The organism is Paenibacillus sp. FSL M7-1046, assembly GCF_038007405.1.
Lineage (GTDB): Bacteria > Bacillota > Bacilli > Paenibacillales > Paenibacillaceae > Paenibacillus_AQ.
The window spans coordinates 4,029,502-4,043,121 of the sequence record NZ_JBBOXB010000001.1 but is presented as its reverse complement, the minus strand read 5'-3'; the positions used below and the strand labels follow the sequence as shown (position 1 = coordinate 4,043,121).

Sequence of the window (13,620 nt, the reverse complement as noted above, 5' to 3'; positions counted from 1 at the left end):
AGGTCTCCAGCCGCCGCTCTACTCACTTGTAAACCGTCTAAAAATTCACATTACATCATACAACGTTTGCCTGCCTGTGAACAGCCCCTGTTCAGGCTTTACCCTCCAAACAGATTGAAGAACAACCGGAAAAAGTCGTTCCCGATTTGCAGTGCCCAGCTGTTCAGCGGTTCGATCGTGTAGGCACGCAGGCCGGGGATAAAGATGATAAGCAAAAAGATAAAGACCGTCCACTGCTCATACTGCTGTAATTTTGCACGGATCGGGCGCGGTGCCACATCCTCTACGATCCGGTAGCCGTCCAGCGGAGGCAGCGGAATTAAGTTAAACAGGAATAGGAAGAAATTAAATTGAATAAACATGCCAAAGAACCAGTACACCGCCCGCAGCAGCTGTTCATTCGTAATGGACTCAATGGCGCCGCTGGCATGCAGGGCGGCATATACTAGAGTACCGAGAATACCGAGCAGCAGATTGCTGATCGGACCGGCTGCAGACACGATAACCCCCATCAGGCGGGGGCGTCTGAAGTTGTCGCGGTTCACCGGAACCGGACGTGCCCAGCCGAAGCCGGCAATCAGCAGCAGGATGATACCGAATAAATCGAAATGCACTGCGGGATTCAGCGTCATGCGGCCCAGCAGCCTTGCGGTTGGGTCACCAAATTTGTTGGCAAAATAGGCGTGGGCGAATTCATGCACGGTAAATGCAATCACCAGTGTAATCAGGAAAAACGGAAGCTGCTGCAGGGGTACTACTAAAATTTCATCCAAAAAATCCATTTCTACCTCTTTCCGGCTGTAAAGGCCACCCAATCTTCTTCACGGGATACTTCCTTAATCTCAAACCCGGACGACTCCAGCGCCTGCGCCACGAGCCCTTCCTTATCTTTATAAATACCGGAGGTGATATAGAGGCCACCCGGCTGCAGGGCACGGTAGACATCATCGGTGAACAACACGATGATCTCTGCCAAAATATTGGCGACCACAACCTTCACCGGCAGTGTGACACCAAGACTGTCTTCAGCTTTTGGCTTCGCTGGAACAGCCTGCTGCGTGTCCGTATGGCCGGATCTTGCCGATGGCCACATATCTCCCGCCGCCGTATCTGCCGCGCCTTCGCCGCCGAGCAGTGACAGCAGGTCGCTTTCTTTTACCGTAATGGATTCCTGCAGCCGGTTCAGCGCCACATTCTCGCGGGCACTTTCCACAGCCACCGGATCCAGATCCAGCGCCAGCACAGACTTGGCACCTAACAGCACCGCGCCTACAGCAAGAATGCCGGAGCCCGTTCCAACGTCAATCACTTCCTCATCGCCGCTGATATGTTTCTCCAGTGCCCGCAGGCACAGTGCTGTCGTTGGATGCGTTCCGGTTCCAAATGCCATGCCGGGATCAAGCTCAATAATTTTTTCTTCCGGGCCGGCAGGGGTATATTCCTCCCAGGTGGGCTTAATCGTCAGCCGGTCCGATACGCGAAGCGGCTTGAAATACTGCTTCCAGGCATGCGCCCAATCATTTTCATCCACAGTTTTCCACGAAATCAGTGCTTTGCCGGGATCAATCCCGAACTCTCTCAGCTCTTCGATCCGTGGAGCCAGCTCTTCGATAATGGCATCCATCGGGACGGTTTCGGCATAATACCCTTTAATCACCGCTTCCCCTTCAGGGATATCATTCAGCGGCTCGTCGTATAATTCACCATAACGTGTATCCCGTACCTTATTCAGGGTTCCGGATTCCTCGATGGAAACACCGCCTGCCCCGGCCTCATACAGTAGATTGGAAATCATCTCCTGCGCCTCTTCTGTTGTATGTACTGTCAGTTCATGCCATAACATCTTTGTGGATCCTCCTAAAGGTTTTGTGAGCGCAGCTTACGTGGTTATTCTTCGGGCAAAACTGGCTTCGGAAGCATACACAAAAAGTTTTGTGAGCGCTGCTTAACAGTATACCATTTCTTCCCCGGGTAGCGCCAAACTGCGGATCAGCTTCCGGAAAGCTGACTTTTGCTGCGGCAAAAGCATTCCTGTGTATGATCGTCCACCATTCCGGAAGCTTGCATAAACGCGTAGCAAATGGTTGAGCCGACAAACTTCATGCCTTTTTTACGCAGCGCTTTGCTCATTTGGTCTGACTGGGAGGTTGTAATCGGCACTTCCGCTCTGCTCTTCCAGTTATTGATTACCGGCACACCCCCGGTAAAGCTCCAGAGATAGTCTGCAAAGCCGCCCTCCTCCTGGACGATCTGCAAATACACGGCCGCATTCCGGATGATCGCGTTAATCTTGAGGCGGTTGCGGATAATGCCCGGATCGCCCAGCAGTGCGGTTATTTTGACTTCATCATATTCCGCGATTTTCACCGGATCAAATTCGTCGAATACTTTGCGGAAATGCTCCCGCTTCTTCAAGACGGTGTACCAGCTTAGTCCGGCCTGCATCCCCTCCAGCATCAACAGCTCGAACAGCTTCCGGTCATCGTACAGCGGTTTGCCCCATTCTTCATCATGATAAGCAATATATAGTGGATCTTCATTCACCCAGTCACAGCGGATCTCGTTCACCTGTCTCCTTCTCTCCTTTTTATGTCCGAAGAACATTATTCATAGGCTGTTTCTATAATAAGTTGAACTTTAGATTTACCGAGCCGGCATAGAACGCAACTGCAGTGAATGTTTGGACTTCCGGCCGCTGTTGTCTCCCGATTTCTTGATTTATACCGCTATTGCGGTTGAAATCCGGAGACAAAGGCGATCGCTATCGCTCCTACAGTTCCAAAATTCCCCTCCGCTGCTTTTGCCTCTAGGTAGTTCTTCAGTTCAAATTATATAGCGTCTCTTTATATTCTAAGCGCCATTACCCTGTATACACAAATAAAAGAGGCCTCCGTTTCCCACAAGGGCCGGACAACCTCTTATATTAAAGGTTTCTCTTTCAATCTATTGTTTCCGCTTCATCACCCTGCCGGTTAAGGCAGCAGCTGCACCTGTATCATCTGATCCGGTTCAACTGTAATATAACGGCTGACATACATGGATGCTTTCGTCTGCTCAACCCCCTCATACCTCTTTATAGCCGTGTTGTCATCATCCCCGGAGTAATTGGCTATCAGCGTTTCGCCTGCAAAATAGGAGTTGTTCCGGGTCGTTTCGAACGAAACGATTCCGCCAAAGCCTGGGGTCTGGCTCCCGGTCTCCACATATAAATCCCCATCGAGAGTGTAGTATATCCATACTACCGGATAACCGCCTACCTGCGATGTTACCGATTGCCGCTTCCCGCTGATAGCTGTCAAACGGATGGGAGTCCGCTCCCCCTTATGATTGGTAATCTTGTATTTGCCTGTTAGAGTTACAGGGGTTTTCCCGTTCATTACGAGACCCGAAGGCCGTTCGAAGCGAATCGCTCCCTTATTCGGATCCCGTTCAGCTGTCGACCATAATTCACCCTGCAGGCTCATACCTTGTACTTCAAGAGTTAGCTTCTCATAAGGCAGATGAGCATAGGCTTCTCTGGTCCGGTAGCTGATCCGGATCTGGGTCGGAGTAACTACCATTTGTTCCAGGGTAATATCGTCGCTGCCAGTCTCCAGCGGCTTATTCAAAGCATATTTCGCTGTCCCTGTGTTCATCTGCTTCTTGCTCAGGTTCAGATCGAATGACCATTTCCCGTCCAGTCGCTCTTCTTCTTTCATATATTGCAGCCGATAGGCTGTGCTCTCATCCGAAACGTCGCTATGTCGATAGAATTGCTGGCTGATATATTCACCGTTATCACCCCTCCGCACTTGCAGGCTGCCAGTAAGTTCCTTTACGACAGCTCCATCCCGGTAAGCAACAACCTGCGGCTTGGCCCATGCTGCAGCCTCCTCTTGTTCAAAGGTAATCTCACTGTAGACCAGCAGCCTATTATCCTCCCGGGGAAACATCTGCACATGAAGCGCCTGCAGATCGTCCTGCGCAATATTGAAGCTCTGCGTTTCCCCTGTCGTATTGTCCACCTCCAGCTCCTGCTCCTGCCGGGTGAAGCTTTGCAGATCCCTTGCTATAAATTCTACCTTTGCCGTATCCCCCTCCGGTGTCCAGTTGCTCTCTACATAGCCGGTGTATCTGCCGCTGCCGGCATCCCACACCATATCTCTAAGAATCCCTTCGCTAAGGTTTCCCTGTTCATCCCTCAGAGAGATTCCTTTGAACTTCATGAATTCAGCCCGGTTATGTTCACCGGGGTTCAGGCTGTACAGAATCACCGTGCGGTTCTCATCCACAACCGCCGTATGCAAGGTCAGCGTGACCCCATCTCTTGTCACCGACTGTTCAAGCTCCTGGCCGAGGTGCTCGGAGAGTGCGGCTTGAATCCCGCTTTTGCCATGAAGCAGCCCGTTCCAGTCCACCTGAATCGCTGCATATACGGGAGCTGCAGCCAGAAGGGCTGCAAGAGAGAGCGCGACAACTGATTTCCGTAAGTTCCGTCCCTGGCGCTGGACCGATCTCCCCCGTGCCCGTTTGCTGTCCGAATCACCAGTATGTCCAGCTTGCTCCATCCGTTCCCACATGCTTGCAAAATCGGGATACTCCATTCCGTGATCATTATTTAAGCGCAGTTTCAGCGCATCTTCCACCGATTTCATACAAAACCTCCTCCCCTGCCTCTGCATGCTCTCCTGCTTCCTGCAGCATCTTTTTCATCATTTTCAATCCTTTATGCTGTCTGGATTTGGCCGTCCCGACCGGGATGGACAACGCCTCCGCTATTTCAGCCAGACTGAAATCATGCATATACCTTAACGTAAGCACCACGCGAATCTTCACAGGAAGCCTGGTCATGTAACTGCTCCATTCCAGCGCCGTTTCTTTTTCTTCAATTAAGAGCTCTACCGGAGTTTCGGCACGGCCTTTCAGCAGAAGCATATGCTCAGCTACCTTCTGCTGCAGACTGCGCCGGCGTTTCAAGTAATTCAGGCAGGTATTGACCGCAATTTTCATAATCCATGCCCGGGGATATTTAACATCCTCCCATTTGCTGCGGAATACGGTGATGAACACCTCCTGGCACAGGTCCTCGGCATCGGCGGCATCATGCACCATGTAGTAGCAGGTCCGGTACACATCCTTATTGTAGGTTTCAAATAACTCCCGATTGCTCTGCACATGTCCCCCTCCTTTCTTGTGTGATCTGTCTATTTAACAATCCGGCTCATCAAAAGGTTCATTTTCTGAGCATAAACGATAAAAGCTGTTAGCGACATCCTTTTACTGGAAAAATTGACCACAACAAAAAAACATGAACCCCGGAAGGTCCATGTTTGCTTAAAACTGTATTTACAAGCTTTGCGTCGCCAGCAGAAATTTCGCCTCCAGCTCCTCCGGCGGCAGCGGGCGGCTGTAATAATAGCCCTGCACCTTTCTGCAGCCGCACTCCACCACAATATCCAGCTGCTCTTTGGTTTCTATACCTTCGGCAATGACCTGCATATTCAGATGCCTTGCCATAGTAATGATGGTGGACACTATGGCCCGGTCATCGCTGCTTGCGACAATATCCTTGATGAAGGAACGGTCAATCTTCACTTTATGAATGGGATATAATTTCAAATAACTGAAGGAGCTGTAGCCTGTTCCAAAGTCGTCAAGGCTGATACGAATTCCGTTCCGGGTCAGATTGTTCAGAATTCCGGCAGATGCAGAAGCGTTCATCATCATACTTTCCGTAATCTCCAGTTCAAGATACTGCGGAGCAAGCCCGCTCTCCTCCAGAATCCCCATAATCTCCCCAAGCAAATTGTACTGGTGGAACTGCTGGGACGACAAATTCACCGCCACAGGAATCAGCGGGCCGCCTGCATCCTGCCATAGCCGCATTTGGCGGCAGGCTTCGCGCAGCACCCAGTTTCCGAGCTCAACAATCTGGCCTGTCTCCTCCGCATGCGAAATGAACAGGCCAGGCGGCAGGAGCCCTTTGTCCGGATGCTGCCACCTGATCAGCGCCTCTACTCCGATAATTTGATTGTTATCCGCCCGGATTTGCGGCTGGTAGTACAGAATAAACTCGCCGCGCTCCAGCGCTTTCCGTAAATCGTTTTCCATTTCAACCCGCTGGAGCAGCTGCTCATCCAGATCGTCCGAGAAAAACTGATAATCATTTTTACCGTTTTTCTTAACCTCGTACATGGCAGTGTCCGCATTCTTGAGAAGCTGTACCTCATCTTGACCATGGCAGGGAAAGAAGGCGATTCCGATGCTTACCGTAACGTAAAAATCCTGCTCTTTCAGACGATACGGCTGCTCAATCGCTGCAACCATCTGCTCCGCAATGGCTGTTACATTCATGTTCTTCCGGGAGAACCGGCACAACATCGCAAACTCATCTCCCCCAATCCGGGCCAACGTCACATTCTCATTCACAACACTATGCCGGATACGGCTGCTCATTTCCTGGAGGAACAGATCGCCGTACATATGCCCCAATGAGTCGTTGATGATTTTAAACCGGTCAAGATCCATAACCATAACAGCAAACGGCTCCATCGTTTCACTATGCGCTTCAATGGTTTGTGACAGCAGCTCATTGAACATTCTTCTGTTCGGCAGACCGGTTAACTCGTCGTGGAAAGCAAGGTAATGATTTTTCTCCTTGGCCCGCTTTTCTTCTGTCACATCTCTGGCAATTACATAGGTTCCGACCACCTGCCCGTCGACCATGACCGGAGCGTTAACCACACTGATCTCGACACGGTGCCCGTCCTGATGGATGATCGCTGTTTCATAGCTCAGTTCCTCTCCGGCAAAAGATCTTGAGAACAGCTTCTGCATCCGGTCCTGCTCCTCCACAGCCACAATCGAGAGAATGAACATCATGTTCTGATCCTTAAAGGCACTTGAGCTGATTCCCGTGATTCTTGAGGCTGCAGGATTAAATCCGATAATGCGCATATCCAGGTCAATGGAGATAATGCCGTCCTGGTTATTTTCATATAACGACCTGTACCATTTCTCAGTAACCAGTATCTCTGTGTCCTTGTTCGAGAACCGGCGGGAGATGAACATTCCGACAACTGATAACCACAGCGTGAACAAAGTCCCGCCTGCAATGACATAGGCAAGCCATTTCTGATCCAGGACAACACCAGTGATCCGTGCAGCATGATGCCGCGGCTCAAAGTGGACTGCCAGCATACCGGTGTAATGCATTCCAACAATCGCAGTTCCCATGATCAGACCGCTGCCCAGCTTCCTCCAATGATTGTCTTCTTCGCCATGATCAATAATATAGGAAAATAACCCGAGCGCTGCATAGGATGCAACAAAAGCTATCACGATGGACAGGACTACATATCCGGGAGTATAGGTAACCTTAATTTGCATCGCTGACATGCCGATATAATGTATCGCTGAAATTCCAAACGCGGAAAATACGCCCGCTCCAAGAAATTGAAGAATGCCCTGCTTGCAGCGGCTAATCACGACAAGGGCGATGAAAGAGGCAACGACAGAAACTCCTACTGACAACAATACAGTGTTCAGGTTGTAAGCAACCGGAAACGGCAGCGATATGGCCAGCATTCCGACAAAATGCGTTGACCAGATCCCCATGCCCATAATTACTGCACCGCACATCAGCCATAGCCAACGTTTCTTCCCTTTGGATCTGCCTACTGCCCCTGCCAGACTTAGAACCGTATATGAAGCTGCTACCGCAATTACATATGAAAATAATACAAGCACCCTATCATGAGTACCATAGATATGCTCCACTTAAGCCCCCCCTCTCTGTCTTCGATTTCTAAGAACTCCCCTTGAACTTCTCCCGATAGTGAATATTTTAAATTTGCACTATTTCACTATTATTATCGACATAAATAGACCTGAATCGACAGATCAGAGAGTGGTTTTTATAAAAAAAATTAACACTATGACAGAGCCTTCTCAAGCTCCTTGTTAAACGCCGTTTAGGGAGGTGTAATCCTATGAATGGAACCCTATAAAATGAAAGTTTCCCGCTCCCGGAATCCGTTCTGCGCCTCCATTTATTGTGCGTATACAAAAAAAAAGGGCCCCGCCAGCAGCTGGCGGGGTCAAGGTATGTAATAAGGGGGTATGTGTCTAATATACAGTCCCAAGCTTAAAACAGTATTAAGTCCTCCTAAAGTTTTACTTAAATCTTCAGAAGGTTAGTATCTGCTCCAGATTCTTCAGCACCGCCTGTCTATTCTGCAGCAGCTCCCGCAATCTTGCCTTCATTGCGCGCCCGCAACAGGGTATGACGGTTCATCCGGGTGAAATGCGCTTCCTGCAGACTGCGGCGCAGCAGATCAGCATCCACACCAAGCTCTTCCAAGGTAGAGGGTCCATGTACAGTGTGCAACAGGCCGCGCAACATTTCCGGTGAAGGAAGTCCGCTGATTTCCTTAAGCACCTGAGCCCACTTTTCCTTGTCCGCCAAACCCTGCGTATCCGCCAGCTCATGGTACAGCGCGGAAATTTCCGCACAGGCCACACCTACCTTGGCGCCATGCAGCAGCTGTCTGCGTCCGGTGCGGATGTACTCCATCTCCCAATAATGGGACAGATGATGTTCTGCACCGGATGCCGAATGGGATTGCCCAAACAGCAGGATCGCCAGACCGGATTCAATCAGCGCTTCGGTCAGTACACGGATTCCCAGTTCGGTATGATTTCCGATCTCCTCTGCATGATTTACGCAGGCCAACAGCGCCTTTTCGGTAATGGCGGCAACTGCCGGAGCATACGGCTCGTCAGCCGTCAGGCGGCCGAATTTCCAGTCGAACAACGAGGTGTATTTGCCCAGCATATCGCCAAATCCTGCCGCCACCATGGGAGCCGGCGCCTTGCGCAGCAGCTCTGTATCGGCGAAGATAGCGACTGGACCGGCCGCAGGAATCGTTATCTTGTTGCCGCGGATAATCAGCGGCGAGCCGTTCGAGGTGAAGCCGTCTACCGAAGGAGCCGTTGGGACCGACACAAAGGGAATGGCTGCTGTATAAGCCGCATAACGCGCCACATCATGCAGTGTGCCCGAGCCTGCCACGATGACGGAATCTGCTTTAACTTTTTGAATATCCAACAGCACCTGCACCACAGAGGCTTCATCTGCAATAACATCGCCCTGCGCATTGGGCAGCACCAAGGTGGTGTGGACCGAAATCCCGGCTTCCCTGCACGCCAGCTCCAGACTTGCTCCCGCTACTTTCAGTGTATGTTCATCTGCCACAAGCACCGGCCGTTCCCAGCCCTGTGCGGCCACATAAGGAATGACCTGCTGCAGGGCACCCGGTTCTACATGAATAACCTGCGGAAGAGCAAAAGCTGCCCCTCCTTCTATTTCAGCTGCGGCTGCCTTTATATTATCCAGTATGCTGCTCATATCGATTTCCTCCTAAAAGTTTTGTTAGCAAAGCCTTCCTTATACATTTTATCAGATGTCCAATATACAGGAAGAAACGGACGTACCGCACTCTTATCGAGCGCGGTACCCGTTTCTTGTCATCACACGAATATAGAGAGAACTAAAGCAGCTTCCAGGCGATATCGTTCAGGCGCAGTTCATTGCGGAAGGATCGTGTATTGGTATCTTTGTCGATGACTACACATTCGATGCCAACCATTTCGGCGAAATCAATCAGTTGCTCTGTAGTCACCACATACGAGAATCCGGTATGATGCGCGCCGCCGGCCAGAATCCAGGCTTCCACGCCTGCCTTCAGGCTTGGCTGCACTTTCCACAATACACGGGCAACCGGCAGGTTCGGCATAGCTTCGGTAGGCTCAACGCCTTCCACTTCGTTCACAAGCAGGCGGAAACGGTTACCCATGTCGATGATCGAGGCATTCAGCGCTGCACCGGAACGTCCGTTGAAGACCATGCGGGCCGGATCCTCTTTGCCGCCGATACCGAGCGGGTGCACTTCAAGCTTCGGCTTGTCGACAGCAATGGTCGGGCAGACCTCCAGCATGTGCGATCCAAGCACCAGCTCATTGGCCGGATCAAGGTGATACGTGTAATCTTCCATGAAGGAGGTGCCTTTGTTGCCGGCGATAATCTTCATCAGGCGGACAAGCGCCGCTGTCTTCCAGTCGCCTTCTCCGGCAAAGCCGTAGCCCTGCTCCATCAGGCGCTGTACAGCAAGACCCGGAAGCTGCTTGAGTCCGTGCAGATCTTCAAAAGTAGTAATGAAAGCTGTATATCCGCCTTCTTCCAGGAAAGCTTTCATCCCCAGCTCAATACGGGCCTGGTAACGGATGGATTCACGCACAGGTCCATCCTGTTCTCCGCCTTGGGCAAAGTCATACGCCTTCGCGTATTCTGCCATCAAATCGTCGATCTGTGCTTCGGTAACGGCATCCACACGTTCCACGAGGTCGCCTACACCATAGCCGTCAACGGTCCAGCCCAGCTTGATTTGTGCTTCTACCTTATCACCTTCGGTTACAGCCACCGAGCGCATGTTGTCGCCGAATCTGGCAACCTTCAGCGTTTGGCTCTCATTGAAGGCAGCAGCGGTGTTCATCCAGCCGCCGATGCGGCCTCTAACTTCACTGTCTTCCCAGTAACCGACAACCACTTTGCGGGCAATGCCCATGCGTGCGCCAATAAATCCGTACTCGCGGTCGCCGTGTGCCGACTGGTTTGTGTTCATGAAATCCATGTCGATGGAATCCCATGGAATATCACGGTTAAATTGGGTTGCCAGGTGCAGCAAAGGCTTGCGGAGCTGCGACAAACCGGCGATCCACATTTTGGCCGGGGAGAAGGTGTGCATCCAGGTGATGATCCCTCCGCAGTTCTCATCGCTGTTCGCAGCAATTGCCAGCTTGCGGATTTCGTCCGCTGTAGTCAGAACCGGTTTGAATACTATTTCAAAAGGAACCGCGTCGTCCGAGTTAAGGCCTGCGGTAATTTGGCGGGAGTGCTCCGCTACTTCCTCGATCGTTTCAGGGCCATACAAATGCTGACTTCCGGTTACGAACCAGAATTGATAAGGTTTAATGGATAACATGTAATTACCTCCTAATGTGTTGTGTACATAACTTCACTGAATGATTTATTACCAAACTGACTTCGAATGTATCAACATACTATTCCGTAACATCCTCTTTAATCGCCTTAAGATGCTTCATGACATTGTTCTCGCCGCGGCCGAAATAGTCATGCAGTCTGGAATATTCCTGATACAGCTTTTCGTAGACTGCTACGTTTTCCGGAATTGGAACATAGGATTCTTCGCGGATACGGGCCATTTTTTCTGCCGCTTCTACGATAGAATCGTAACCGCCTTTTTGAGCACCGGCTGCAACTGCTCCGAACATTGCCGCGCCGAGCGCAGGCGTCTGCTTGCTTGCTGCCACTTTAATTTCCCGGTTGGTAACGTCAGCGTATATCTGCATCAGCAGGCGGTTCTTTTGCGGAAGTCCGCCGCAGGCATACAGTACATCAACGGCTACACCGTTTCCGTGGAATGCATCCACGATCTTGCGTGTGCCGAAAGCTGTAGCTTCAAGCAGCGTGCGGTAAATTTCTTCCGGTTTGGTCAGCAGCGTGCAGCCAAGCAGCAGTCCGGTCAGGTTGGTATCCACAAGTACGGAGCGGTTGCCGTTCCACCAGTCCAGTGCGAGAAGTCCGGTTTGGCCCGGCTTGTAGGCCGCAGCCCGTGCTTCCAGCCAAGTATGGATGTTTACGCCTTCTTCCGCCGCAGCTTCTTTCGCATAGGCAGGGACCGCTTCTTCCACGTACCATTCAAAAATATCGCCAACAGCGGATTGTCCAGCCTCATACCCGTAATATCCCGGAATGATTCCGTCTTCCACCACACCACACATGCCTTCAACTTCTCGTTCGGTATCACCCAGCACCATATGGCAGATTGAGGTACCCATGGACATTACCAGTTTGCCCGGGGTAACTACACCTACAGCGGGTACAGCGGCATGCGCATCGACGTTGCCGACGGCCACGGCCGTACCTGCCACAAGGCCGATTTGCTGAGCCATTTCGGCAGTCAGTTCCCCGGCTTTCGTTCCCAGGGGAACGATATCCCCGCGCAGCTTCGTTTCGGTCAGGTTCTCGAGGCGCGGATCAAGCGCTTTGAAGAACTCCTTGTCCGGATATCCGTCCGCTTTATGCCAGATGGCCTTATAACCGGCCGTGCAGCTGTTGCGTACAATGTTGCCGGTCATTTGCGAGATCACCCAGTCGGTAGCTTCCAGGAACTGATCAGCCGCATCATAGATTTCAGGCGCTTCGTCCAGGATTTGCCAGACCTTGGCCATCATCCATTCGGAGGAGATTTTGCCGCCGTAGCGCGGAAGCCATTTCTCACCGCGTTCAGCAGCGATGCGGTTGATTTCATTCGCTTCATGCTGTGCGGCATGATGCTTCCACAGCTTCGTCCAGCTATGCGGGTTCTCCTGATATTCAGGAAGCAGGCAAAGCGGCTGTCCTTGTTCATTAACTGGAAGCATCGTACAAGCGGTAAAATCTATGCCAAGACCCACGACATCCGCAGGATCTATGCCGGACTCACGGATTACCTCTGGCACCGAACGCTTCAATACTTCAATGTAGTCTGCCGGATGCTGGAGCGCCCAGTCATATTCCAGTTTTTTGCCGGTTCCCGGCAGAATCTCGTCAATCACGTGATGCGGATAAGGCGTTACATGATCCGCGACTTCCGTTCCGTCGGCCAGATCTACCAGCACAGCGCGTCCGGATTGGGTTCCGTAGTCGACGCCGATTGCATATTTTTTACTCATGTACGAATTCTCCTTTATATATAGTAATTAGCTTTGGCCGTAATACGCATTTGCTCCATGCTTGCGCAGGAAGTGACGGTCGAGCAGCGTCTGGCTCATTGGCTGCACATTCGGGTTCAGCTGGAAGGTCTGTGTTGCCATCTTCGCAACTTCCTCAAGGACTACAGCGTTATGAACCGCATTATGCGGATCCTTCCCCCAGTTGAAGGGAGCATGGCAATGTACAAGCACACCCGGAATCATGTCCGGATTCAGATCCTTGAATGTCTCCACGATCACATTACCGGTCTCCAGCTCATACGCACCTTTGATTTCCTCGTCTGTCATCGGGCGGGTGCAGGGAACTTCACCGTAGTAATAATCGGCATGGGTGGTTCCAAGCGCCGGAATGCCTCTGCCTGCCTGTGCCCAGCCGGTTGCCCATGGTGAATGGGTATGGACAATGCCGCCGATGTTCGGAAATGCCTTGTATAGCACCAAATGAGTAGCTGTATCAGAAGAAGGACGGTAGCTGCCTTCAACAATATTGCCTTCCAGATCAAGCACAACCATGTCGTCCCGGCGCAGCTTGTCATACTCCACACCGCTCGGCTTAATAACCACCAGTCCCTTTTCCCGGTCAATGCCGCTGACATTCCCCCATGTAAACGTTACCAAGTTGTAACGGGGCAGGTCAAGATTGGCTTCCAGTACCTCTTGTTTCAATTGCTCCAACATTCGTAATCCTCCCTATGGTCTTAGGTATGATCGTTCTTTTGCTTTGCCACCTCATTATACACTTGTACGTACAATTAATCTATAGTTTTTTAATAAAATGGAGAATAGGTACATACAAATAAAAAACAG

Annotated in this window: 10 protein-coding genes; all 10 read right to left on the bottom strand. The window is 51.2% G+C overall.

The features are described 5' to 3' along the window. Positions 1-98: 98 nt before the first annotated feature. On the bottom strand, positions 99-782 hold the full coding sequence (locus NYE29_RS17755; RefSeq protein WP_076109107.1) for a site-2 protease family protein: 684 nt from the start codon (positions 780-782) through the stop codon (positions 99-101). A 2-nt stretch (positions 783-784) separates the two neighbouring features. Then, a complete protein-coding gene (gene prmA / locus NYE29_RS17750) occupies positions 785-1,843 on the bottom strand; it encodes a 50S ribosomal protein L11 methyltransferase (RefSeq protein ID WP_340896929.1) in 1,059 nt (352 codons plus the stop codon). Positions 1,844-1,989: 146 nt separating this feature from the next. Then, on the bottom strand, positions 1,990-2,568 hold the full coding sequence (locus NYE29_RS17745; RefSeq protein ID WP_340896928.1) for a DNA-3-methyladenine glycosylase I: 579 nt from the start codon (positions 2,566-2,568) through the stop codon (positions 1,990-1,992). 404 nt (positions 2,569-2,972) lie between these two features. Next, on the bottom strand, positions 2,973-4,634 hold the full coding sequence (locus NYE29_RS17740; protein WP_340896927.1) for a DUF4179 domain-containing protein: 1,662 nt from the start codon (positions 4,632-4,634) through the stop codon (positions 2,973-2,975). Then, on the bottom strand, positions 4,594-5,154 hold the full coding sequence (locus NYE29_RS17735; protein WP_340896926.1) for an RNA polymerase sigma factor: 561 nt from the start codon (positions 5,152-5,154) through the stop codon (positions 4,594-4,596). The genes NYE29_RS17740 and NYE29_RS17735 overlap by 41 nt, the downstream gene beginning before the upstream one ends. A gap of 171 nt (positions 5,155-5,325) precedes the next feature. Continuing rightward, positions 5,326-7,758: an EAL domain-containing protein gene (locus NYE29_RS17730; RefSeq protein ID WP_340896925.1), complete on the bottom strand. Its 2,433-nt coding sequence runs from the start codon at positions 7,756-7,758 to the stop codon at positions 5,326-5,328. Between the two features lie 451 nt (positions 7,759-8,209). Next, positions 8,210-9,388, bottom strand: a complete 1,179-nt coding sequence (locus NYE29_RS17725; RefSeq protein ID WP_340896924.1) for a sn-glycerol-1-phosphate dehydrogenase — start codon at positions 9,386-9,388, stop codon at positions 8,210-8,212. A gap of 142 nt (positions 9,389-9,530) precedes the next feature. Further along, positions 9,531-11,021 carry an L-arabinose isomerase gene (gene araA / locus NYE29_RS17720; RefSeq protein WP_076109114.1) on the bottom strand — a complete coding sequence of 497 codons (1,491 nt, stop codon included), beginning with the start codon at positions 11,019-11,021 and terminating at the stop codon, positions 9,531-9,533. A 79-nt stretch (positions 11,022-11,100) separates the two neighbouring features. Beyond that, a complete protein-coding gene (locus NYE29_RS17715) occupies positions 11,101-12,774 on the bottom strand; it encodes a ribulokinase (protein WP_038595471.1) in 1,674 nt (557 codons plus the stop codon). 27 nt (positions 12,775-12,801) lie between these two features. Continuing rightward, positions 12,802-13,491, bottom strand: a complete 690-nt coding sequence (gene araD / locus NYE29_RS17710; RefSeq protein ID WP_076109115.1) for an L-ribulose-5-phosphate 4-epimerase — start codon at positions 13,489-13,491, stop codon at positions 12,802-12,804. Positions 13,492-13,620 lie beyond the last annotated feature (129 nt).